At 49.3% G+C, this 22,294-nt stretch carries 22 protein-coding genes and 4 tRNA genes; 19 read left to right on the top strand and 7 right to left on the bottom strand.

Annotated elements, in window-relative coordinates; all coding sequences use genetic code 11:
- Positions 1-2: 2 nt before the first annotated feature.
- On the bottom strand, positions 3-1,022 hold the full coding sequence (locus SYK_RS15215; protein WP_281761120.1) for a discoidin domain-containing protein: 1,020 nt from the start codon (positions 1,020-1,022) through the stop codon (positions 3-5).
- A 76-nt stretch (positions 1,023-1,098) separates the two neighbouring features.
- Here SYK_RS15215 and SYK_RS15210 point away from each other — a divergent pair, with 76 nt between their 5' ends.
- Positions 1,099-1,881, top strand: a complete 783-nt coding sequence (locus tag SYK_RS15210; protein WP_281761119.1) for a substrate-binding periplasmic protein — start codon at positions 1,099-1,101, stop codon at positions 1,879-1,881.
- 77 nt (positions 1,882-1,958) lie between these two features.
- Here the strand turns inward: SYK_RS15210 and ahcY are convergent, their stop codons facing one another.
- Both ahcY and SYK_RS15200 read right to left on the bottom strand, forming a co-directional pair.
- Positions 1,959-3,389, bottom strand: a complete 1,431-nt coding sequence (ahcY, locus tag SYK_RS15205; protein WP_281761118.1) for an adenosylhomocysteinase — start codon at positions 3,387-3,389, stop codon at positions 1,959-1,961.
- A 27-nt stretch (positions 3,390-3,416) separates the two neighbouring features.
- Positions 3,417-4,328 (bottom strand): ArsR/SmtB family transcription factor, encoded by a 912-nt coding sequence (locus SYK_RS15200; RefSeq protein ID WP_281761117.1) that lies wholly within the window; start codon positions 4,326-4,328, stop codon positions 3,417-3,419.
- A gap of 151 nt (positions 4,329-4,479) precedes the next feature.
- On the opposite strand from SYK_RS15200, the gene SYK_RS15195 reads away from it, so the two are divergent.
- The 9 genes from SYK_RS15195 to SYK_RS15155 all read left to right on the top strand — a co-directional run bounded on the left by SYK_RS15195 (position 4,480) and on the right by SYK_RS15155 (position 12,384).
- Entirely contained in the window at positions 4,480-5,253 is a 774-nt protein-coding gene (locus SYK_RS15195) for a PEGA domain-containing protein (RefSeq protein WP_281761116.1), read from the top strand.
- Positions 5,254-5,448: 195 nt separating this feature from the next.
- Positions 5,449-6,339, top strand: coding sequence for a universal stress protein (locus SYK_RS15190; RefSeq protein WP_281761115.1), 891 nt, complete (start codon positions 5,449-5,451; stop codon positions 6,337-6,339).
- Between the two features lie 13 nt (positions 6,340-6,352).
- Positions 6,353-6,757 (top strand): PEGA domain-containing protein, encoded by a 405-nt coding sequence (locus tag SYK_RS15185; protein ID WP_281761114.1) that lies wholly within the window; start codon positions 6,353-6,355, stop codon positions 6,755-6,757.
- A 148-nt stretch (positions 6,758-6,905) separates the two neighbouring features.
- On the top strand, positions 6,906-7,409 hold the full coding sequence (locus SYK_RS15180) for a DciA family protein (RefSeq protein ID WP_281761113.1): 504 nt from the start codon (positions 6,906-6,908) through the stop codon (positions 7,407-7,409).
- A gap of 33 nt (positions 7,410-7,442) precedes the next feature.
- Positions 7,443-7,793, top strand: coding sequence for a hypothetical protein (locus SYK_RS15175; protein WP_281761112.1), 351 nt, complete (start codon positions 7,443-7,445; stop codon positions 7,791-7,793).
- A gap of 60 nt (positions 7,794-7,853) precedes the next feature.
- Positions 7,854-7,928, top strand: a tRNA-Gln gene (locus SYK_RS15170).
- A gap of 11 nt (positions 7,929-7,939) precedes the next feature.
- A tRNA-Glu gene (locus tag SYK_RS15165) sits at positions 7,940-8,017 on the top strand.
- A 260-nt stretch (positions 8,018-8,277) separates the two neighbouring features.
- Positions 8,278-9,972 carry an arylsulfatase gene (locus SYK_RS15160; protein ID WP_281761111.1) on the top strand — a complete coding sequence of 565 codons (1,695 nt, stop codon included), beginning with the start codon at positions 8,278-8,280 and terminating at the stop codon, positions 9,970-9,972.
- A 90-nt stretch (positions 9,973-10,062) separates the two neighbouring features.
- Complete coding sequence (locus SYK_RS15155) at positions 10,063-12,384, top strand: tetratricopeptide repeat protein (RefSeq protein ID WP_281761110.1); 2,322 nt, start codon at positions 10,063-10,065, stop codon at positions 12,382-12,384.
- A 70-nt stretch (positions 12,385-12,454) separates the two neighbouring features.
- On the opposite strand, the gene SYK_RS15150 is transcribed toward SYK_RS15155, so the two are convergent.
- Positions 12,455-13,444 carry an HAD family hydrolase gene (locus tag SYK_RS15150; protein ID WP_281761109.1) on the bottom strand — a complete coding sequence of 330 codons (990 nt, stop codon included), beginning with the start codon at positions 13,442-13,444 and terminating at the stop codon, positions 12,455-12,457.
- Between the two features lie 209 nt (positions 13,445-13,653).
- Here SYK_RS15150 and SYK_RS15145 point away from each other — a divergent pair.
- A tRNA-Glu gene (locus SYK_RS15145) sits at positions 13,654-13,731 on the top strand.
- Between the two features lie 124 nt (positions 13,732-13,855).
- Positions 13,856-14,794, top strand: coding sequence for a carbon-nitrogen hydrolase family protein (locus SYK_RS15140; protein ID WP_281761108.1), 939 nt, complete (start codon positions 13,856-13,858; stop codon positions 14,792-14,794).
- A 162-nt stretch (positions 14,795-14,956) separates the two neighbouring features.
- Here the strand turns inward: SYK_RS15140 and SYK_RS15135 are convergent, their stop codons facing one another.
- Positions 14,957-15,256, bottom strand: a complete 300-nt coding sequence (locus SYK_RS15135) for a putative quinol monooxygenase (RefSeq protein ID WP_281761107.1) — start codon at positions 15,254-15,256, stop codon at positions 14,957-14,959.
- A gap of 331 nt (positions 15,257-15,587) precedes the next feature.
- Between SYK_RS15135 and SYK_RS15130 the strand changes: the two genes are divergently transcribed.
- From SYK_RS15130 to SYK_RS15110, 5 genes are all read left to right on the top strand, one after another.
- Complete coding sequence (locus SYK_RS15130; protein WP_281761106.1) at positions 15,588-16,187, top strand: RNA polymerase sigma factor; 600 nt, start codon at positions 15,588-15,590, stop codon at positions 16,185-16,187.
- On the top strand, positions 16,177-16,476 hold the full coding sequence (locus SYK_RS15125) for a hypothetical protein (protein ID WP_281761105.1): 300 nt from the start codon (positions 16,177-16,179) through the stop codon (positions 16,474-16,476). Before SYK_RS15130 ends, SYK_RS15125 begins: the two co-directional genes overlap by 11 nt.
- A 9-nt stretch (positions 16,477-16,485) precedes the next feature.
- A complete protein-coding gene (locus tag SYK_RS15120) occupies positions 16,486-16,902 on the top strand; it encodes a hypothetical protein (protein WP_281761104.1) in 417 nt (138 codons plus the stop codon).
- A 250-nt stretch (positions 16,903-17,152) separates the two neighbouring features.
- Positions 17,153-17,965 carry a DUF169 domain-containing protein gene (locus SYK_RS15115; protein ID WP_281761103.1) on the top strand — a complete coding sequence of 271 codons (813 nt, stop codon included), beginning with the start codon at positions 17,153-17,155 and terminating at the stop codon, positions 17,963-17,965.
- Positions 17,966-18,093: 128 nt separating this feature from the next.
- Positions 18,094-18,187: transfer RNA gene (locus SYK_RS15110), tRNA-Sec, on the top strand.
- A 167-nt stretch (positions 18,188-18,354) separates the two neighbouring features.
- Here SYK_RS15110 and SYK_RS15105 read toward each other — a convergent pair.
- A complete protein-coding gene (locus SYK_RS15105) occupies positions 18,355-18,852 on the bottom strand; it encodes a lactoylglutathione lyase family protein (RefSeq protein WP_281761102.1) in 498 nt (165 codons plus the stop codon).
- A 145-nt stretch (positions 18,853-18,997) separates the two neighbouring features.
- On the opposite strand from SYK_RS15105, the gene SYK_RS15100 reads away from it, so the two are divergent.
- Positions 18,998-19,339 carry a winged helix-turn-helix transcriptional regulator gene (locus tag SYK_RS15100; protein WP_281761101.1) on the top strand — a complete coding sequence of 114 codons (342 nt, stop codon included), beginning with the start codon at positions 18,998-19,000 and terminating at the stop codon, positions 19,337-19,339.
- Positions 19,340-19,854: 515 nt separating this feature from the next.
- The gene (locus SYK_RS15095; protein WP_281761100.1) at positions 19,855-21,483 is read left to right on the top strand and encodes a glutamate synthase-related protein; all 1,629 of its coding nucleotides are present in this window, start codon (positions 19,855-19,857) and stop codon (positions 21,481-21,483) included.
- Positions 21,484-21,558: 75 nt separating this feature from the next.
- On the opposite strand, the gene SYK_RS15090 is transcribed toward SYK_RS15095, so the two are convergent.
- On the bottom strand, positions 21,559-22,290 hold the full coding sequence (locus SYK_RS15090) for a substrate-binding periplasmic protein (RefSeq protein WP_281761099.1): 732 nt from the start codon (positions 22,288-22,290) through the stop codon (positions 21,559-21,561).
- Positions 22,291-22,294: the final 4 nt, after the last annotated feature.

The raw sequence follows: 22,294 nt of genomic DNA, 5'->3' as shown, positions 1-22,294 counted from the left end.
GATTAAAAATCTTTTTGTCCGTCCAACTCGAGGATCTTCCACCCGTCGTTCCCTTTCATCAGGGCAAACACGGAATCCTCTTCCAGGTTCTGATCCAAATCAGCCACTTGTACCCGATAGGTTCCAAATACACGAACCTCGGCCACATCTTCTTGTAAATAGACCAAATCAAAACGCAATCCTGCCGGATCCACCTGTGCGGTGCGTAAAATCTTATAGGTCCCACGCTGACGCTGTATCTGCTTAAACACCTCAAACTGAAAATCAAACCGATCACGCACATGCTGTGCGAACAAAGTGTGATAGTCGTCGGCAAGAGAACTCTGCATTACATAAAAAGTCCGAAGTAATTCCTTGATTTCATCTGGAACTTCGTTGGTCAAATCCGCTGGGGGCAACACCGGAACTCGAACTTTCTCTGCGCTCTCCCCAGAAACTCCTTCTGTAGGAACCGCCATAAGGGTCAAATAAAATTTGATCTCGGAAACCGCCAATTTCTGCTTACCAACAGCTCCGCCCTTGGGAAATACCTCATCCACGATCACCCTGAAGGATTTAACCGGCTTGGATCGACATTCGATAATCTGTTTGCCAGCCTCATCTCGCAGCCAAAACGGACTTTCCGATCCATCGGGATACACAATACGCCCGGAACGAATACGCCGAAATTCCTTGAAACGCCCTTCTTCCTGATGACCATTGAAGATACCGAGCCGAGTCACCCTGACCGGTACGGGAAACGCAAAGTCCATCCACTGGCCAGTCCCGGAACTGATACTTCCGCCAACCCAGGCCGTCGAGGGATCTCCGTCCAGAAGATTACCGGGAGCATATGAAAACGCATGATCCACCTTAAAACTGGAGACCGAAACTTCGACCTCCAATGCAAAAACAGGAGTGGACACCGCAAACAAAACAAAAAATATCGAAAGAAAAATAAGATAGCGCATGCGAGGACTCATAACACAACTCATAGCAGCCAGTCCTGCACAAAAAACACACCTGTTTGCGCGAAATTTCATACAAAACCACCCATTATTAAAATACATTGCCATGTATTCCTTTGTAAAATGGGCTCTGTTACTATAATACATTCTTATGAAGTGTAGATTCCTCATACTGGCTTTTGTCCTCACCCTCTCCTTTGGGATCGGAACAGGATTTGATATTTCCTGTTTTCCTGTAGAAGCGGCTGAGACAACGATCACAATGTTTGTTCCTGACACAGACTGGCCACCTTATCTGATGGATAACCCGGAATATCCTGACGGAGGCGTATTCGTTGAAATTTTACGGGCTGTCGCCGCACCACTCGGACACTCCGTAAAGACCATTCCCCTTCCCAACCAACGGGGATGGATGATGCTTGAAAACGGCTCAGTTGATGTTCATGCCAAGGCGATTGAATGGGTGCCAAATGCAGAGGACTTCCTGTGGACCGAACCTTTCATGCAAAGCGAAGACGTACTCCTTTATCCAACCGACAAACCACTGGAATATTCTTCGCCCCAAAAGCTCTATGGCAAATCAATAGCCACAATAAAAGGGTTCATCTATCCAGTATTCGAACCACACTTCGGTCCGAATAAAATTGAACGAATAGATGTCACTTCTCCCTACGCCATGCTGGAACTTCTTACCCTTGGCCGGGCAGATGCGGCTCTGGTCAATCGAGTTGAGACACAATGGTTGATGCGTAACAAGCCAGAACTCAACCCTAACCGTTTCATCCTTGACGACACACCGTGTGACAGCGCCAGCTATCGTTTCGCCTTCACCAGAAAAGGACACTGGCAACCCTTCATCAAAGAGTTCAACAAGACTCTTAAAACCATGCAAAAAGACGGAAGACTTCAGGCGATTCTAGACAAATACCGGTAGCCATCCTTTTTCGCCCACATGCCACAAAAAAAGAGGAGCCAAATGGCTCCCCTTCATATTCATTATATCTGTCGAAACTAGTAGCGGTAGTGATCCGGCTTGAACGGGCCTTCCACTTCCACACCGATGTAATCGGCCTGTTCCTTGGACAGCTTTTCAAGCTTCACACCAAGGCGTTCGAGGTGCAGGCGAGCAACCTCTTCGTCCAACTTCTTGGGCAGGATCATCACCTTGGGATCGTATTCATTCTTGGCCAGATCAAGCTGTGCCAACACCTGGTTGGTGAAGGAGTTGGACATCACGAAGCTGGGGTGACCTGTAGCGCAACCAAGGTTGACCAAACGACCTTCGGCCAGAACGATGAGTGACTTGCCGGAAGGCAGGGTCCACTTGTCGACCTGCGGCTTGACTTCTTTCTTGATGCACTCGGGGTTCCCCTCAAGGTGCAACATTTCGATCTCAGAATCAAAATGACCGATGTTGCAAAGAATTGCCTCGTCCTTCATGGCGTCCATGTGAGCACCAGTGACAACATGATAGTTGCCTGTGCAGGTGACAAAGACATCACCACGGGAGGCCGCGTCATCCATAGTGGTGACTTCAAAACCTTCCATGGCAGCCTGAAGTGCACAAATAGGATCAATCTCGGTGACGAGCACACGAGCACCGAAACCGCGCATGGACTGAGCGCAGCCCTTACCAACATCGCCGTAACCGATAACAACCACAACCTTACCCGCGATCATGACATCGGTAGCACGCTTGATACCGTCAGCTAAAGACTCGCGGCAACCGTAGAGGTTGTCGAACTTGGACTTGGTCACGGAGTCGTTAACGTTGATGGCCGGGAAGAGCAGCTCGCCGTTGCGCTGCATCTCGTAGAGACGGTGCACGCCGGTCGTGGTCTCCTCGGACACGCCTCGGATAACCTTGGCGATTTTGGTCCACTTCTGCGGATCAGCAGCGCAGGATGCCTGCAAACGATTCATGACAATCTGAAATTCCTGAACATCGTATTTCTTGTCGAACAGGCTGGGATCTTTTTCGCACTTCACGCCCTGATGGACGAGCAAAGTCGCGTCACCACCGTCATCAACGATAAGATCAGGACCGGAACCATCAGGCCAAGTCAGGGCCTGCTCGGTGCACCACCAAAACTCTTCAAGAGTCTCGCCCTTCCATGCGAAAACCTTGGCCATACCGGACTCGGCAATGGCTGCGGCAGCGTTGTCCTGAGTAGAAAAAATATTGCAAGATGCCCAACGCAAGTCGGCACCCAGTTCGTACAGGCATTTGATGAGCATTGCAGTCTGGATGGTCATGTGCAAAGAACCCATGATCTTAAGACCCTTAAGTGGCTTTTCCTCACCATATTTATTGATAAGAGCCATCAGGCCGGGCATTTCACGCTCGGACAACTGCATTTCCATGAGACCCCATTCGGCCAGAGACAGGTCAGCGACCTTGTTCTCGCACTTCGGGTCAACGGGCATAACGTTCTTGGACATTACTTCCTCCAAATAGAGTGTTGATTTTTATTTTTTCTCGGCCTCGTAGAGTACAACCACGAGTCCCATATTAACTTCAAATTCAGTGACGGATTTCACGTCAAACCGCGCCTTTTCCAACCAACCGACCATCTTCTCACGGGGGATACCGAGTCGACGATCGCCGTATTCGCTCCGCATGAGTTCATTCTCATGCTGATCAAATTCGGCAATGATCAGTCGTCCACCAATCTTGAGAACCCGTCCGGCTTCCTTGAGAGCATCAATGGGCCGCGCCAAATGGTGCAACACCAGAGATACAACAGTACAGTCCGCTTCCCAATCACGCAAAGGCAGATGGGTCATCTCACCAATACGCAAGGACATGGACGCGTCTTCCGAAAACCGTTCCTCAGCCAGTTCCAACATCTTGGGCGAGTTATCAACACCGATAACAGAATCCGATGTTCTGGACAAAATTTCGAGCATATCCCCCGGTCCACAGCCAATATCGGCTGCACAGGAACACTGAGGCAATCGAGCCTGAATCTCCTTGCCCAAATTGAGGTCGCCAAGGACTTCGGCTGTCATACGGTCCCAATCAGAAGCGATGTCGTCGAAGAACTGACGAGTAGCGGCCGTCCGCTCACGAATAACTTTGTCAGCTCGATTTTGATCACGCTGCAAGTCGGATTCTTCAGCCATCAAGAGACTGATACCGTCAAGAAACATACGCCCCTGACCTTCTTCACTGGCTCTGTAAAAAGCCCAAAGTCCATCACGGCGTACGTCCACCAAGCCAGACTCAGACAAAATTTTAAGATGCCGGGAAATCCGGGACTGTCCCATCTCCATAACCTGCACGATTTCACCAACATTCAATTCATATTCTAAAAGAACGTTGACCAGCCGCGCCCGAGTGTCGTCAGATAATGCTTTGCAATATTTAATAATTTCCATGTCTTTTGCTCTATATCAGGATATCTTGATATACGGAATAAAAACTACCTACCCCAAGTAGCGGCAGCCGGTCAAGTCCTGATGAGAGACTTTCCGTTGCCCTGTTCAGTGGCATAGACTATAGGGGTTCTATACTACTACCGGAGGAATGATGAAAAGATACACTCGAATTGCCCTGTCCCTTACTCTGGCAGCACTTCCCCTTATGGGTTGTGGCGTCGCAACACAAAACATCCCAGTGTCCAGCAACCCCAGTGGTGCTCAGGTTTTCGCAGACGGTATGCAAACGTGCACCACTCCGTGTTCCGTAGAACTGGAAAAAACCCAGGCACACATCCTTACTTTAAAGAAATCCGGTTACAAACAGGCCGATGTTCAAATATCTCAGAAATACGACACAGGCGGCGTGACACGCGATGCCGTCCAATCTGGCATGTCCAGTTCATCCATGGGCAGCTCTGTCGAAGGCTCTATTACCAACGCACTCCTTACAGCGGAACAGGATGAGGCAAGCGGCAACGCATATGTCCTGACCCCAAGCTCTGTCGTCGTCTCTCTGGTCCCAGAAAACGGAACGGCTCCGGCCACTGCCGCCACACAATCCCAACAGGCGACGGTAAAAACCACTGAACCGGTCACCATCGGCTCCGCCATTGAAGATGACCCCGCAGGTGTTGGCGAAGAGGTCCTCAAAGAAGCCGCCATTGCTGCACCAACCGTTGGTACTGAAAAAGAAGTGAGCCACCATTCGCATACTTCCACTCATTACAACAAGGATGGGTCCATGTCGCAGCATTCCTCATCCAGTTCCACCAGCGTGGGTGTGCACGTCAATCCCGTTGCAGCCGGATTGGATGCTCTCGAATTTCTGGAAGGAGCTGAAAAGAAGCACGAAGCAGAAGAGGCTACTGACAGCTCACAATAAAAAAATTAATCAATATCAAGGGAAAGCCCTGCTTCGGCAGGGCTTTCTTTTTTTTAGGCATCGTGGGTGACATTGGCCGCAATCATCTGATAATGTTTGTACTACTCCTATGGAATTGCGACAGTAACAATGGACACCGTCAAAGCCGATTGGCGGTATGTAGAAACGACACCTCGGCGACGCGATGGAGGCAATATGTTCAAGAAAATACTTCTGGCAGTGACCCCTCAGATCGATACACAAACCGCGCCCAAAGCGGCCTTTGATCTTGCCCGAAAACGCGGGGCCGAATTAATCCTGTTCCACGCCCTTCCTCTGGGCAAAGACGCATGGTGTTCCTTTGAGGAGACCATCCCGGAAAAGGAACTCATCGAATCCACTCGAAACAAGATAGCCAAGTACTATGCCGAAGATCTCAAGGATATCCCCAACCACTCCATCAGAGTAGTTGCCGGCACCGTGGACGAACAACTTCTCAAGATCATCCATTCGGAAGGCATAGACCTGATCGTCATGGGGCATCACACATCTGGCATGCACCGTCCTGATCGCATGTGGGGGGTGGTGGACACCTCCATCCGTAAAGTTTGCGCTAACGTCTTCTGTCCGGTCATGGTGGTGACCAATGAAATGCCCAAGGGGGCGGATATCAAGCGCGTCCTCATGGCGACCGACTTCTCAACACCCTCGGATTCGGCTCTTTGCTATGCGACACAACTCGCCCGCACCAACAGCGCGCATCTGGATATCTTCCATGTGCTCGACGTGGGCCAAACTCGTCCCAATCCTAAATACTACATGCAGAAAATGGACATATTCATCGACAAAGCCATGGAACGCATGAAAAAACGGTATGCAAAAGCCTTGGACGGAATTAGCCACACATATCATTGTTGGGAAGGCATCCCGTACACGGAAATTCTCAAGCAGGCACGATGGGATGAATCCGATATCATTATTATGGCGCAATATTCCTCCAGCGAGGAACCAGCGCAGCCTTCAATTGGTTCTACAACTATTCAAGTCGCACTGTCCCCGGGATGCCCGGCCATTATCGTCAATTACCGCGCCAGAGTATGCATGTAGCGAGGAGAAAAAAGTGAAAGCACTTGGCATCATTTCGACCTTGGCCTGCCTGTGCATATTGGCAGCCTGCGGCCCGCCCAAACAAAAAATACCTGTCAGCACCGACCCCATCGGTGCTGACGTGTACGCCGATGGCAAAAAGACATGCACCAGCCCCTGTTCAGTCAGCCTCGACAAACAAGGGGATCATCTCATTACCATCGTCAAGGAAGGATATGCACAAGAAGAGATCATCGTCCGTCGGCAATTTAAACCGGATCGCGCCATACGAGACGGTGTCATCTCCGGCATTATCAAAGGCGGCGACCCCAAAGATGTGGCTGAAGAGACAGCCAAAGAGATAGACGAACAGGAACGATCCGGCGAAGCGTACGAGTTGAAACCGTCTATTATCATCATCGACTTGCATCAAAAATAAATTTTCATGCGAACACAGAAAAGCCGTTCAACCTGAAATTGCTACAGTCTGTAATCAAATCAATGGTTATTCCGCTCATTGTTTGTTTTCTCACTTTTTGTAATACTATGGAATTGACTCACCAACGGATCACGATATTCAACAAAAAGTGAACACCACAATGCGACGCAACCGGAGAAAATACAACGAGTACACTCCCAAGGCTGGTCCGAAAAAGACAAGCGATCTGATGCCGCGTTTTCTGGACAAGCTGGACACCACAGGTGGAGCTGCTCTGGTTAGGCTGTGGCGTGCATGGGATGATATCATGGGTGAAATGGCGCCGATGGCCCGCCCTCTCGGACACCGGGGTACCAAAATCATCCTCGCGGCCGGAGATCCCATCATTATGCAGGAAGCCCAATACTTGGCTCCGATGTTGCTCCAAAAAATAAACGCATTTCTGGGCGAAGAAGTCTTTGACAAAGTCGTATTCGAGCTGCTAAACGGCAGAGTTCCTTTGGACGAAGATATTCGGCCGGAGGCTCCAAAGCCTCCGAGGAAACTTAAAAGACCTAAGAATTTAGGTCGATTAAAAGATGAGCTAGACCCGAACTCCCCCGTGGGGAGATGTTACCGGGCCTACCGGCGAATGTTTGACGATTCGGAATAACATTTCGCCTCAGTACATTTTAAGGAGTACACCATGAGTGAAGACGTAAAAGAAATTTCCTTTGACGAACTTGGCCTGACCAAGCCCCTGGAAAAAATGACCGCAAAAGAGCTGCGTGCTATGTGCGTGGCCAAGCTTCCCATGATTTCCGGCGCATCCGGTAAAGACAAGGACGCACTGGTTCAGGAAATTAAGGATGTCTTCGGCTTCGTCGAAGAAGAACAGGTTTCCCCTTACAAGAAACAGATTGGCGAAATCAAAAAGCAGATTCGAGCTCTGCGTGTTGAAAAAGAGGCCCTGGAAGATCGCAACAAGCGTGACTACATTCGCCGCAAAATCAACAAACTGAAGAAACGTACCCGCAAGCTCGCCCGCGCAATCTAAAAAAAAGCAAAAAAGAAGTTGACATTACGGGGCCTAGCTCTTAAATCATCTTCTCGCTGCTGGGCTGTCGTTCAATTGGCAGGACGACGGGTTCTGGCTCCGTTAATCAAGGTTCGAGTCCTTGCAGCCCAGCCAATTTAATATGCGTCCCCATCGTCTAGCCTGGTCCAGGACGGCGGCCTTTCACGCCGTTAACAGGGGTTCAAATCCCCTTGGGGACGCCAAGACCAGAATAAGAAGCAATCACAAATGTGGTTGCTTCTTTTTTTTGTGCCCTACGCATTTCCAGGCACCAGCCCGGTTGTCTTTCTAAGACGCACACACGAAACGCCTTTCTCTCCCTCCCCAAAAATTCTTTTCCCTTTTTCCTAAACAGAGTGGACTCATTCGGCTGACACGTGTACAGCATAGAGTATCCCATATCAGACGTCCGACCGCCGTAATGGCGACTTCGGATTAAAAATGAAAAAACAAGGGAGGCAATATGATGAAACGATGGCTACTCACCTCTTTGTGCCTTATGCTTTTTTTGACGATGCTTACCGCATGCGGATCTGACTCCGACACGCAGGAAGAAAAAACATCAGAAACGACTATTTCGAGCCCTGCTCCTACGCAACCCAAAACACCTGAGGCAGACAACTCGGTACAACCTGTTGCCGAAGCTGCCCCGACAGCAGTCACGCCCTCCTCCGACAAACCGAACATTGTCGTCATCTGGGGTGATGATATCGGACAAAGCAACCTCAGCGTTTATACCCATGGTATGATGGGTTATCAGACTCCCAACATCGACCGTGTGGCCAATGAAGGCATGATGTTCACTGACTACTACGCAGAACAAAGCTGCACAGCCGGTCGCTCCGCATTCATCACAGGCCAATCCGTATATCGTACAGGCCTGTCCAAAGTGGGTATGCCCGGAGCAGAACTCGGCATGGATGAAGCTGACCCGACCATTGCCGAACTTCTTAAAAATCACGGTTATGCAACGGCCCAATTTGGTAAAAACCACTTGGGTGATCAAGACAAGCACCTTCCTACCAACCATGGCTTCGATGAATTTTATGGTAACCTCTACCATCTCAATGCCGAAGAAGAGCCGGAACACCCGGATTATCCAAAGCCCGAAGAATACCCCAATTTCAAAAAGAACTACGGTCCTCGTGGCGTAATCCACTCCTTTGCAACAGCAGATGGTCAAGATATCGAAGACACTGGCCCGCTGACCAAGAAGCGCATGGAAACCATTGATGATGACATTGCCAAGCGCAGTGCCGACTACATCATGAAACAGGCAAAGACTGGCGCCCCATTCTTCGTCTGGGTCAACTTTACCCACATGCATTTCAGAACGTATGTCCCTGAAGAACTCAAGGAGCAGGCCGGACGCTGGCAATCAGTCTACCACGACGCCATGGTCCAGCATGACAAGAACGTGGGCATGGTCCTTGATGCTATTGACACGGCAGACATTGCCGACAACACCATCGTTTTCTATTCGACCGACAATGGTCCGCATAAGAACACGTGGCCCGATGCCGGCACCTCCCCGTTCCGCAACGAAAAAAATTCCAACTGGGAAGGAGCATTCCGCGTCCCCGCAATGGTCCGCTGGCCCGGCCACATCAAGGCCGGAAGCATTTCCAACGAGATCATATCGCACATGGACTGGATGCCCACGCTTCTTGCCGCCGCAGGCGAAACCGATGTGAAGGAAAAACTCCTGACCGGACACAAAGCAAATGGCAAAGATTTCAAGGTCCATCTGGATGGATACAACTTCCTGCCATATCTGACGGATCAAATAGAAACCCCTCCGCGCGAGGAGTACTTCTACTTTTCGGATGACGGCGATTTGTTGGGTTTGCGTTACGACAACTGGAAAATCGTCTTTGCCCAGCAACGCACCCCCGGCACTTTGAAAGTCTGGAGCGAACCTTTCGTCAACACGAGAATCCCTTGGTTGTTCAACCTTCGTACAGACCCGTATGAACAGGCCCCAATTACTTCCAACTCCTATTGGGATTGGTATCTTGAGCGCTCTTTCCTGCTGGTCCCAGCACAAAGCGCCGTGGGGGATTTCCTGAAGACATTCCAGGAATACCCGCCTCGAATGAAGGCAGCCAGCTTCACCATCGATCAGGTCATGAAAAAGCTGACACCGCCTACTCAATAAAACAACACGCTCTGACACACTGTGCCCGCTCAAACTGAGCGGGCACACTCTTTCTTACCAAACACTCACAAATAGCGTACGAATTCAATTATGAAATACCCGACAGTCCAGCGACACTTCTCATTGACATGGTTAGCAATCATCACCGCAATCTTGCTGCTTGCACCTTCACAAACATGGGCCAAAAGTTTTGCCGGGTCCAAAAGCTGTCGGGACTGCCATGAACGATTCTACGAACTTTGGGCACCGTCCCGCCATGGCACCGCCATGCAACCGTACACCGAAGTGTTCGCCGAAACGAACCTCACTCCACATCCCACCCCTCTGACCATCGAGAAAGCCAACTACCAGGCTTATGTAGGCAAAGGGCAAGGATACATCATCGAGAAAACAGACCAGGGACAAAAAAAACTCACCATTGAACACGTTCTCGGTGGCAAATACGTCTATTATTTCCTGACCCCCATGGACAAAGGTCGTCTGCAGACGCTGCCTCTGGCCTATGATGTCGTCAAAAAGGAATGGTTCGACATGGCAGGAAGCGGCATCCGCCACACAGGCGGAGAATCCGTATCATGGACTGATGCCGCATACACCTTCAACACATCCTGCCACGGTTGCCATGTCAGCCAGATGCGCAACAACTATGATCCGAAAACCGGCATTTACGAAACCACTTGGGCCGAACCCGGCATCAATTGCGAAACCTGCCACGGCCCGTCTTCGGAACACAACCGTGTGTGCCGCGAAGCCGGTAAAGGAAACGTACCCAAAGATTTAAAAATCCTCGGCGGCAAGGGGAAATTTACAGCTAAAGAAAACTCAGACGCCTGCGCGCCCTGTCATGCGCAGATGATCCCACTCACTGGTGCATTCATGCCGGGTGATGAATTTTACGACCACTTCGACCTTGTCACGCTGGAAGACCCGGACTGGTATCCCGATGGCCGAGACCTCGGCGAGAACTATACCCACACCACCTGGAGCCTGAGCCCATGTGTCAAATCCGGCAAATTGGGATGTGTGCATTGTCATACTTCTAGTGGCCGCTTCCGCCAAAAAAACGATCCGAATTCGGCCTGTTCCCCCTGCCACGACAATAAAGTCGCAGAGCCTGAAAAACACACCATGCATACGACCGGACCGGATACACCTACCTGCATATCCTGCCATATGCATAAAACTCATTTCGCCCGTATGGATCGTAGCGACCATTCAATGCTCCCGCCGACTCCGGCAACAACCATTGCCTACGGCTCGCCTAACGCATGCAACGGCTGCCATACGGATAAGGAGGCCAAATGGGCGGACAAAACCGTCAGAGAATGGCGTACACGAGATTACCAGGCCCCTGTGCTTCACCGGGCAGGGCTCGTAGACGCCGCTAGAAAGGGCGACTGGACCAAACTCTCCGCAATGACCACTTATATTGCCAACAAAAAAAGCGATCCCATCTTCGTGACATCGCTTATTCGTTTGCTACGAACATGCCCAGATGCAAAAAAATGGCCTTCCCTTATCTCTGCCTTGGAGAATTCTTCACCATTGGTTCGTTCTGCCGCAGCCGACGCACTCGGCCCACCTCCTTCACCTCAGGCGGCACAGGCATTAGTTGTGGCAACCGGCGACCCAATCCGACTGGTTCGTATCAGAGCTGCCGCAGCCCTAAACGGTGTTCCAATGCAAATAACCAAAGGTAAACACAAAACGAATCTGGATAAAGCCCAAAAGGAATATCTGACTTCCCTGACCGCACGCCCTGACATGTGGACATCACACTACAATCTGGGGAACTATTACATGCTTGGTCGGGATCTTAAACAGGCAAGTATGGCATTTGGAAAAGCGCACGAACTGGCCCCACAAGCCGTCCCGCCCCTGGTGAACAATGCCATGGCACACGCCCGTGGCGGAGATCTTCAAGGTGCTGAGGTACTGCTCATGAAAGCATTACCACTGGCGCCAGAAGATCCGGCCATTCTCTACAATCTCGGTTTACTCAAAAGCGAAATGGGAGACACGGCAGGAGCCGAAAAGTTTTTGCGTGCCAGCCTGAAAGCAGACCCGCAACTCGCTCGTGCCGCATATAATCTGTCGGTTATTCTCGGGGAGAAATCCCCCAAAGAATCGGTTACTTTTGCTCAAACTGCTTCCGATCTGACCGCGAACCCCAGATACACATTCAACCTCGCCTTTGCCCAACACCGGTATGGACAGACAGAACAAGCCAGAAGCACATTGAAAAAATCCATACAGACATGGCCGGAATTCACTGATGCCTATTTGTACCTTCTTAACATCGCCGAAACGGATAAACAAAAGGCTGAGGCAAAGGCCCTAATCGGTACAGCCCTGTCTTCACACACTCTCTCAAAAACGAGCAGGGCCAGATTGAAACAGGCCTTCCAATAACCAACCTGAAAAACATCAAAAAAAGGCCCCGGTGCACGATGCTCCGGGGCCTTTCATCTATTTCGACACGTTATTTTTTTGCATCAACTTCCGCAAAAACCACCTTGAAATCCTTTTTCATACTGATTTCATGCCATCCATTTTCGCGGCACATGGTTCTCATTTCCTCATCCTTGTACTGATACTCCCGCTCGGGATCATCGTGATTGACGATCAATTGAATACTGTGAGCCGCTGCCTTGGAGTATTCAAGCATATGGAAATCGCCACCGGAGTTGCCCAATGCGAACACGGGAACCCGGCCAATTTTGTTCCGAATATTAACAGGTTTGCCCTCTTTATCGTTGATTGGCTTCACAAATTCATGCTGCCGTACAAAATCAGCGTCCTTTCTCTCTCGGTCCCACGTGGTAAGCACTGTTGTCCCGATAACATTCTCCGGAGTTATATGTGCTGCCTCCAATGCGAACCCGCGGGTGAACTGCGGATCAGACCCGGAACAAATATATACGGTAAACTGATGCGCCTTGAGGTAATCTATCAATTGCACCACGGGCGCATACACCAGCCTATCGTAGCTCAAACCAAACCGTTTATCCTTCACCTGTGCAAAATACTTTGCAAGAGCAGCATTATACTGCGCATCGGTGAATCCGTCCGTGGCATAAAGCAAAATGGCATACAAACTGTTCTCCGCATATGGATCGTGACTGAAGTACGACAGATCCTTTTCAACCACAGCTTTATATGGCTGGACGTTCTTGAGAGAAGCATCGCCCTCTATGCGCTTGAGTAACTGACGTTCAGCAAAATCAAAAACAACATACTGCGGTTTTTCCAACAAAATTGTTCCATCCATATCAAAAGTCGCAATCCTGTCCTCCGGCGGCAGATAATACGGACCCGATTCATCCACGATCTCTTCCACAAATTGAACTATAGAAGTCTTGATCTCCCCTTTCTGCCACAAGTCCAAATTGTCTTGTCCCGCAACACCCAACACAGGTATCAACAGTACAAAAGCAATAAATAAAGCACCAATCCACAATACCCGTTTCATAGCCACCTCCGGCATATGTAATTCCAATAATTATTGAATGATATACATTAAAAAAACGTATAATCAAACATTGAAAAAAAACACCTCCATCATTCATTCTCAAAAAAAATGCAGAAAGATACAGCTAGGGCTTGCCAAGCCTCCAGTTTTATGTAAAACACGCCCTTCACGGATTGGAGCTGACCAGCAAATCCGTTTGAAAATAGTGCGTCCCCATCGTCTAGCCTGGTCCAGGACGGCGGCCTTTCACGCCGTTAACAGGGGTTCAAATCCCCTTGGGGACGCCACGAAAAAACAGAAGTAATTGCACAAGCAGTTACTTCTTTTTTTATGCCCGACGTCCCCTCTCTCTTCTCTTGCATAACCAGCCAGCCTGCCGTACTTTTTCGACCAAACCACTGGAGATTCATCATGAAGAAATCCATTGTCGCTGCATTACAGATCGGCTCGGATCAAGGTACTGCGGCCACAGTTGAAAAGATATTGGGGTATGAAACACAAATTCGAGAATCCGGGTGCAGCCTGCTGGTGTTGCCCGAAGCTATCCTGGGCGGCTACCCAAAAGGGGCCGATTTCGGCACCAAGCTCGGCTATCGTACCCCTGAAGGACGCGAAGACTTTCTCGAATATTGGAATGAAGCGGTTGACATTAATGGCCCAGAAGTCGCCGAACTCTGCGGATTGGCCAAACGATGCACAACCACCATGGTCGTCGGCATCATTGAACGCGGTGGTTCCACCTTATACTGCACCGCCCTGTTCATTGCCGAGGACGGCACCATAGCGGGCAAACACCGCAAGCTCATGCCTACAGCCACAGAACGACTGGTGTGGGGACAGGGCGACGGTTCCACACTGCCTGTCGTAGAAACATCTGCCGGACGCGTGGCTGGTGCCATCTGTTGGGAGAACTACATGCCTTTGCTTCGCGCCACTATGTATGGCAAAGGCATGGACATTTGGTGTGCGCCCACCGTGGACGCTCGCGACATCTGGGTGGCGAGCATGCAGTTCATAGCCTATGAAGGCCGAAATTTCCTCGTCAGTGCATGTCAGTACCAAGGGCCGCCGAACGGAAAAACATATCTCGATCCGGCATGGCCTGCCGACGAGCCTCTTATTCGCGGCAACTCCATCATCATATCACCCATGGGGGATATTCTGGCCGGTCCTTTACGCGGCGAAGAAGGCCTGATCTCCGCAGAGATTGATCTCGATGACATTGTCAGGGCACGTTACGACATGGACATCGCAGGGCATTACGCACGCCCGGATGTGTTCAAACTCACAGTGGACGAACGGCCCAGGCCTGCGATTTCTTGTATTACCAATGACAATTCAACTGAATAATTTTGAAGATGCCGCCTTTGGCGGATTTTTCAAATAATTTCGTCTCCGACGGCTCAAGGCCGAAGGCCTTGAGAATCCCGTGTCGCCTTCGGCGAAAATACATATATAAAAAGCCCTGAGTGTATTTACTTCAGGGCTTTTTATATGGGTATATTGTTCTGATTACTTGGCGACGTCGACGGCTTCCCAAACATTGACCTCAGAAGGACCGGCCACGAGGTCCGCTGTGGCCTGACTCATGGCCGCCATATGTGGAGTCTTTCCATGTGCCGCCAAATGTGCCGGGCTTTCCCAAATTTCATAAAACAGAAATACATTGGCGTATTCGGATTTATGCAGATCATAACGGATGCAGCCGTCTTCTGTACGAACCACTGAAACAACTTTCGCCAATTCCGCTTCCAGCGCGGCTTCGCAGCCGTCCTTGGCCATCACGGTGGCGGATACATATGTCAAAGCCATTAAAAACTCCTTTTTTATGATGAAAATCCCACGTAAGTTTTCCATTCTCTTTCGTCAACAATGTGCAACCATAGGCTTTACAATCGATTTTCAAAAAAACATTCATTAATGTAACCTCTGCCTTCGCACCAACGATTATACTCGTGAAAGCAGGTTTTACCGCCGCTGTCTGATTTCAGGAGATAAGAGTGTTGTCTAGATGTATTCGGACAGCGGCGGCAAACCTGACAGGCTTAAACGCCAACAAAAACAGGGACGCAGTCGACCAAGTACTTGTATCCACGCAATGCCCCCTGTTAAAGATAGATAAATTTATTGCGAAAAGGGTCAGATGCCCGGAAAACAGGACGACACATTCGTCATCGACCAAGTGTTGGGTGGCGACCGCGACGCCTTTGCGCTCCTGCTGGAACGCCATGAGGGACATGTCTCACGGATCGTTGCGGCCCATGTACCGGGGCAGCACGTGGCTGAAGTCGCTCATGACACCTTTATCCGGGCTTATAAAAGTCTGAACGGGTACACACCGGTCAAACCCTTTCGTAACTGGTTAACCACCATTGCCCTGCGCAGTTGTCACGACTTCTGGCGCAAGCAATACCGGAACAGGGAAGCTCCGGTCTGCGACATGAGTGAAAACGGTCAACAATGGCTTGAAACGGCAATGGCTCCCGGTTCAAATGAAATATTTGAATCACAAGCCAGGCAACGCGAGGCCCGAGAAATTCTTGATATGGCGCTAGCACATGTGTCGCCCATGGACCGGATGGTGCTCACTTTGACCTATCTGGAAGAACGGACGATCAAGGAGGCTGCTCAAATGCTTGACATCAGCGTCCCCAACGTCAAAATTCGCGCCTATCGAGCTAAACGGAAACTCAGAGTTTTTCTGGAACGCTGTGACATCCAAGGAGGGGCGCATGAAGCGTAAAAACGAACATCTCCATCGGCTATTCAAAAAAGCCCATGCCAACCGCCCGGAATGGACCCCCACCCCGGCATGGCGTAACTCCATCATGACAGAGATCAGTAGAACAAGTCAGACCGGAATTACTTTTGAATTCGACCGACTGGCACTTCGTCTCACTGCTGCCGCCATTGCTGCGACGATCGTCCTCGGCGTTTTTGCAACATGGACCATGGTTGATGTTTCTGGCGAAATCTACACAGCCCTCAGCAACCAGGCCGTTTTGCCAACTATCATGGAATCGATGATCTAGGAGATACTCATGAAAAACTGGAAAATTTGGACCGCATGTATCGCCATATTCGTGGCCGGGGCAGCCTCCGGGATCCTTGGGACAGGTATGGTCATTAAACACCATTTCGATTCCTTTGGTCGAGGCCCTGAATTTCGAGAAAAATTGAAAGGGAAAATTATAGGCCACTTGCAGGATGAACTCAATCTTCCTGACAGCCAAATGCCTCCCATTATTATTGAAGTGGAAAAGACCATGGATAAAATGTATGAATTCCGTATGCAAAATGGCCCCAAACTCAAGGCCATTCTCGATGACGGAATCAGCAGGGTAAAAGTTCATCTTTCCCCGAAAAAGCAGACAGAATTGGATGAGATGATCAAAAACCATCGTCATCGTAAATTCAGTCTATTTCGTTTACCTCCACCGCCACCGCCTGGCCCCTAGGCTCTCACGAAAACTGACACCAACCATGAGTTATTCAATAAAAACTTATGTTGTTTAAAACACATCCATCCCGTCCGCCATGCAAGCACCATGGCGGACTTTTTTTTAGGCATAGGACAAAATAAACACATCATTTGTTGTACTTCGCCTTCAATAACTGCAATGCCTTAAAAAAAATTGCGGCCCCCGCCCCTTAATTCACCATGGGAAACACCTTCTCTACTATGAAATCATCGTCACGGGAGTAAGCATGAAAAGCATCATCGTCGAAAACCTCAAGCCAGAATTTGCACCGGTAGCAGTAGTGTGGAGTGATACCATCCCCACAAACACTTTCCAATTCAAAAAAGATAAATTTGGCTGCGTCCTCTATCTGTTTGCCCACGCCTCTACACAAGGCAAAGTCGCTGGAGGAAGCCGCGAAACCGTCCTGTGTACCGGCGGTCGAGCCGCCTTGGGTTTCGGTTCAGGCTTTGACGCGTCGGAAGAAATGCTTGAAACCCATGCTGCATTATTCAGCAAGGGACTGAAGTCCGCACAGGACAGAACTGCTTATCAAAAACGGATCGACTCTGTTCCTAAAAGTTGGAAGGACATGTTTGAATATGGGGAACGTCGACATTGTAGTCTGGACCTTGCAAAAAAATGGATTCTCCACGAATTGCCACGCTACGATATCAAACAGAAATATGTTCTTTTCAAGCCCCTGAACGAGACTTCAAATGATGAAAATATCCGCGCCATAATCTTTCCGGTCAATCCACTTGAACTGTCAGGACTTGTAACACTTGCAGGCTCTGTCATGAAAGGAACCGACCCCGTCCGAGTCCCTCAAGGCACAGACTGCAGTGGCATCAGTGCCTTTGCCTATGCCGAAGCCGAATCGGATGCTCCCAGAGCCGTGATGGGCATGATGGGCACCGATGGTCGGGAAGTCATGCGCAAACGCTTCCGAGATGATATAATAACGCTCACACTGCCAATACCGCTTTTCCTACAAATGGAAAAAGAAGCTGAAGATTGCATCTTTCACGTACCAGCATGGAAAAACCTTGTGGGATAATAAAAACGACCAACAACTTGTACATTTAATAAAACAAATAGTCTCATTCAGGGCCAAACCATGGGTTGATCCTTCCCGCTTGTCGGCACCCGTCAAACTTGATAGAAGTTATCCCCTATTCGTTGCATGGAAGCGTTTCGTCACCGGTGTGGCGCTTGGTCTTCAAAACCAATGTTGGGCAGTGATGTCCTGGGCAGGTTCGACTCCTGTACGCTTCCGCCATCGTTATCAATAAATTCATCTGCATATAACAATTTGTTTTGCCCTTAGGAGTGATCCACTCGGACCATACCCTAAATAAACATCAAAAGCCTCCCACTTGTGTATAACAAGTGGGAGGCTTTTAGAACAAATAGCTTTTGTCTAAAATAAACTAAAACTCCAGCATACTAGTCTTGATAGGCTCCGGCAGAATACGTCAATTCATAGCTGTGACTATAGATTTCGATGATGTTGCCAAATGGATCTTCACAATACACCATGCGATATGGCTTCTCGCCGGGGTAATATTCTCGCACAGGCATACGTTGCCTACCGCCGCTAGCGACGATCTTGGCAGCAAGGCCTTCGACATCCGGGTCTTGCACGCTGAAATGGAAAACACCGGTCTTCCAGAATTCGAAATTATTTTCTCTGCGTTCAGAGTTGGGGAACTCAAATATTTCGACACCGATCTTGTCACCTGTTGAGAGATGGGCAATCTTGAAACTTCCCCACCCCTCGCCAAAAACATCATTGCACATCACACCAATTGCAGAATCGTCCTGTTTGATTTCGGTAGGTTCCATAATCAGATACCACCCTAACACCTTGGTATAAAAATTGACTGCCTCTTCAAGGTTTGTCACGGTGATTCCAATATGAGAAAAAGTTCTTGGATAGGTCATAATTTTCTCCTTGTTGTGTTTGGTCAATAAACAATAACCGTTCAAAATTATTGCGCAAGAAGGCACTTTCCCCTTCGTGACAAACCAATTGGTAAGAATAGTGTAATCTCGCCATGATTGCATATTAACTTTTTTGAAGGAAATTATGATTACATTCAAAAACAAACAATTTCGCTGCCCGGTCGAAGTTACAGTTGGGCTGATCAGTGGAAAATGGAAGAGCCTAATTCTATGGCATCTGCATGATGGGAATATACGATATAAAGAGTTGGAACGCATTGTTCCTGGAGTGAGCCAAAAGATGCTCACCCAACAGCTGAAAGAGATGGAAGAAGACAAACTGTTGACCCGTACTGTCTTCCCGGAAGTTCCGCCGCGAGTCGAATACGGATTGACCGAACTGGGGCACAGTGTATTTCCGATACTTGAAATGATGCACAACTGGGCAATGGATAATTTGAAAATTGAACCGACCGAAGAATCGTGAGCAAAATTAAACTTCTCATTTTTGCATATTAGAAAGACTACGACACTCTATCGTCCAAAAAACTATGACGCACTTGAAAAGCGGACGATTTTTGGTCAAAGTCGCATTGACGACATAACCAAAGGATTAGGCCAATCGTCAACGATTACGAACCAATAAGCATGAACCACACCACAGGTAGCGACTGACTTTTATAAAATTCCGCCAATCGCACTTCAAAATTAGCCTGACTGACATTCAGTAGTATTATCACCTAAGGCCCCAATTCTGCATGGCAGAATTGGGGCTTTTCCTTTTTCAAAGGGCTATGCCTTGTTCCACACTTCAAAAGTCGGCAATCCCGACGAAAATTCGCCATTCCATATTTATTCAGTCAACTTTTTCGATAAAAATACATTTTTGTAGAGAAATACTGCTTCTTTGTCATTTTTGACTATCGATAAATGATGACAAAGGTAAAATCTGCTGATAATAGGCAAAAACCTCAAACCAAAAGACGCATAAAGGGAGAGTTTATGACAAATTGGTCAAAAAGTAATGATGTGCTTGGAAGTGTAAACCGTGGAAATGCCATTGAGTCTGGATTGTGCACATTGTGCAGAGCGGATTGTCAGGGCAAATGTGAGACATGGCTCTCGTCTCTGCGAGGCCGTGAAATGCTCTATCCCAGAGATTTCGGACTGGTTACCGCCGGCAGCGGCAACACGACTCACGTAGGCGTTTCCTACAACTCGCTGCGCATTCAAGGATTAAATTACGGCGCCACGGGTTCTGTAGATACCGATCAGGATCTGCTGTTCACCGACGTCAACCTTGAGACATCTTTCGGAGCCAAGGAAAAAACCAAGTGCAAGGTGCCCTTCATGACCGGCGCACTCGGCTCCACTTTCATCGCCGCAAAATACTGGGATGCATTTGCCGCAGGCTGTGCCTTGGTCGGTGCTCCCATCGTTGTCGGTGAAAACGTTGTTGGTGTGGACCGCGAGTCCGAGATCAAGGACGGACGTATCGTCAAGGCTCCTGAACTGGAACGCCGCATTGACACCTACATGCGATACTATGATGGCTACGGTGCAATCATCGTCCAAATGAACGTTGAGGACACTCGCAACGGCGTTGCCGAATACGTGGCTGAAAAGTATGGTGACAAGGTCATCATCGAACTGAAATGGGGCCAGGGCGCAAAGAATATCGGTGGCGAAATCGAAGTCACCAGTCTTGATTACGCCCAGTTCCTGAAAGATCGCGGCTACCTTGTCGACCCGGACCCGGCAAAACCCGAAGTCAAAGAAGGCTACAAACGCGGCGCAATCACCCATTTCGCCCGTCACAGTCGCCTAGGATACACCAACCTCAGCTCCTACGAGCAGGTGCACGACGATTTCATGACTTCGGTCAACTATCTGCGTAAGCTCGGCTTCAAACGCATTTCCCTGAAGACCGGCTCCTACGGCATGGAAGCACTGGCTATGGCCATCAAATTCGCTTCCGAAGCAGAGCTTGACCTGCTGACCATGGATGGTTCCGGCGGTGGTACCGGCATGAGCCCTTGGAACATGATGGAAACATGGGGCGTCCCCTCCATCCTCCTGCATGCCAAGGCCCATGAATACGCCAGCCACCTGGCCGCTCAAGGTAAGAATGTCGTCGACATGTCCTTCGCAGGCGGATTCGCCAAGGGAAGCAGCATCTTCAAGGCTCTTGCCATGGGTGCTCCCTACACAAAACTGATCTGCATGGGACGCGCCATGATGATTCCCGGATTCCTCGGCTCCAACATCGAAGGTGTCCTCTTCCCCGAACGTAAAGAAGCCGTTTGCGGCAACTGGGACAAACTCCCCGCAGCTGTGGCCAAATACGGCGATACCGCCGACAAGATCTTCGCCTGCTATCAGGATGTGGAGAAGAAAGTCGGCAAGGAAGAAATGAAAAGCGTACCTCTGGGTGCCTTGGGCATCTGGTGTCTCGTGGACAAGCTCTCCGCTGGCCTGCAACAGCTCATGGCTGGCGCACGCAAATTCGATCTGGACGACATCACCCGTAATGATATCGCTTCAGGCAACCGTGAGACAGAAAAGGAAACTGGCATTCCGTTCATCACCGACGTCATGGATGAAACCGCCAAGAAAATCCTGGATATGTAATACCGTCATTCAAACTATAAAAAGGCCCGTGCAGAAGCGCGGGCCTTTTTTTTGACAAAAATATTCTTCAACAATCTATTTACGATAATTCCCTGTAATGTCAGGGAGGATCTTCCCCATCGTCCCATCCGACTCCATTGATGTAAGAGCGAGAGAAATTTTCCGAGCCAGCTCCCTCCCTTCATCTGAAGGTTGAAAAGCGATATATACAGGTTGCTCGTCAAGAATGACGGAAAGATCATAATGAAAACCGGACAATCCCACTTTCTCAATGGCATATAGTGCCGTGTACCCATCGGCAACAACAGCATCAATCCGCCCCTCAAACAGCTTCAACAAACTGCCCTCTGTCGTATCGGCATAATCGATATCGATATTTTCATTCATCAAAATTGCACGTGGATAAGCAAAACCTCGCGTCAAACCAATTCGTTTCCCTTCCAAAGAATCAACATTTTTGGGAATTGAATCGCCGCTTCTCACAAACGCGTGCACCTGTTTGGAAAAAATCTGCCGAGTCAATGCCGCATCAAGGGCGAGAGTAGGCTGTAACGCCGGGATAATCCCTATGACATCACCATCTTCAAAATACCGCATAGCCCGCTTTGCCGGGACCAAACGCATGGTATAATGAATATCGGCTCTCTGAGCCGCTTCCTTAAAAAGCTCTATAAAAGCACCATGTTCTTCGTCGTCGACAAGTAAGGGGATATGGTAACACGCAATCGTATATGGCTGTGATATGTCTGCCGCAAAAGAAGGGACTACAAAAATGGAAAATGCGAGAATAAAAGAAATAAAACGCATATAC

This window comes from Pseudodesulfovibrio nedwellii, from assembly GCF_027923765.1.
GTDB lineage: Bacteria > Desulfobacterota > Desulfovibrionia > Desulfovibrionales > Desulfovibrionaceae > Pseudodesulfovibrio > Pseudodesulfovibrio nedwellii.
Note: the sequence above shows the minus strand (reverse complement) of the source record. Positions and strands in the feature narration are given on the sequence as shown.

Excerpts from the sequence above, each read along its gene's own strand:
- SYK_RS15215 (WP_281761120.1), bottom strand. The coding sequence starts at position 1,022 with ATGAAATTTCGCGCAAACAGGTGTGTTTTTTGTGCAGGACTGGCTGCT.
- SYK_RS15095 (WP_281761100.1), top strand. The coding sequence starts at position 19,855 with ATGACAAATTGGTCAAAAAGTAATGATGTGCTTGGAAGTGTAAACCGT.
- SYK_RS15160 (WP_281761111.1), top strand. The coding sequence starts at position 8,278 with ATGATGAAACGATGGCTACTCACCTCTTTGTGCCTTATGCTTTTTTTG.
- SYK_RS15135 (WP_281761107.1), bottom strand. The coding sequence starts at position 15,256 with ATGGCTTTGACATATGTATCCGCCACCGTGATGGCCAAGGACGGCTGC.
- SYK_RS15105 (WP_281761102.1), bottom strand. The coding sequence starts at position 18,852 with ATGACCTATCCAAGAACTTTTTCTCATATTGGAATCACCGTGACAAAC.
- SYK_RS15100 (WP_281761101.1), top strand. The coding sequence starts at position 18,998 with ATGATTACATTCAAAAACAAACAATTTCGCTGCCCGGTCGAAGTTACA.
- SYK_RS15140 (WP_281761108.1), top strand. The coding sequence starts at position 13,856 with ATGAAGAAATCCATTGTCGCTGCATTACAGATCGGCTCGGATCAAGGT.
- ahcY (WP_281761118.1), bottom strand. The coding sequence starts at position 3,389 with ATGTCCAAGAACGTTATGCCCGTTGACCCGAAGTGCGAGAACAAGGTC.
- SYK_RS15190 (WP_281761115.1), top strand. The coding sequence starts at position 5,449 with ATGTTCAAGAAAATACTTCTGGCAGTGACCCCTCAGATCGATACACAA.
- SYK_RS15130 (WP_281761106.1), top strand. The coding sequence starts at position 15,588 with ATGCCCGGAAAACAGGACGACACATTCGTCATCGACCAAGTGTTGGGT.
- SYK_RS15150 (WP_281761109.1), bottom strand. The coding sequence starts at position 13,444 with ATGAAACGGGTATTGTGGATTGGTGCTTTATTTATTGCTTTTGTACTG.
- SYK_RS15210 (WP_281761119.1), top strand. The coding sequence starts at position 1,099 with ATGAAGTGTAGATTCCTCATACTGGCTTTTGTCCTCACCCTCTCCTTT.
- SYK_RS15120 (WP_281761104.1), top strand. The coding sequence starts at position 16,486 with ATGAAAAACTGGAAAATTTGGACCGCATGTATCGCCATATTCGTGGCC.
- SYK_RS15125 (WP_281761105.1), top strand. The coding sequence starts at position 16,177 with ATGAAGCGTAAAAACGAACATCTCCATCGGCTATTCAAAAAAGCCCAT.
- SYK_RS15195 (WP_281761116.1), top strand. The coding sequence starts at position 4,480 with ATGAAAAGATACACTCGAATTGCCCTGTCCCTTACTCTGGCAGCACTT.
- SYK_RS15175 (WP_281761112.1), top strand. The coding sequence starts at position 7,443 with ATGAGTGAAGACGTAAAAGAAATTTCCTTTGACGAACTTGGCCTGACC.
- SYK_RS15115 (WP_281761103.1), top strand. The coding sequence starts at position 17,153 with ATGAAAAGCATCATCGTCGAAAACCTCAAGCCAGAATTTGCACCGGTA.
- SYK_RS15090 (WP_281761099.1), bottom strand. The coding sequence starts at position 22,290 with ATGCGTTTTATTTCTTTTATTCTCGCATTTTCCATTTTTGTAGTCCCT.
- SYK_RS15200 (WP_281761117.1), bottom strand. The coding sequence starts at position 4,328 with ATGGAAATTATTAAATATTGCAAAGCATTATCTGACGACACTCGGGCG.
- SYK_RS15155 (WP_281761110.1), top strand. The coding sequence starts at position 10,063 with ATGAAATACCCGACAGTCCAGCGACACTTCTCATTGACATGGTTAGCA.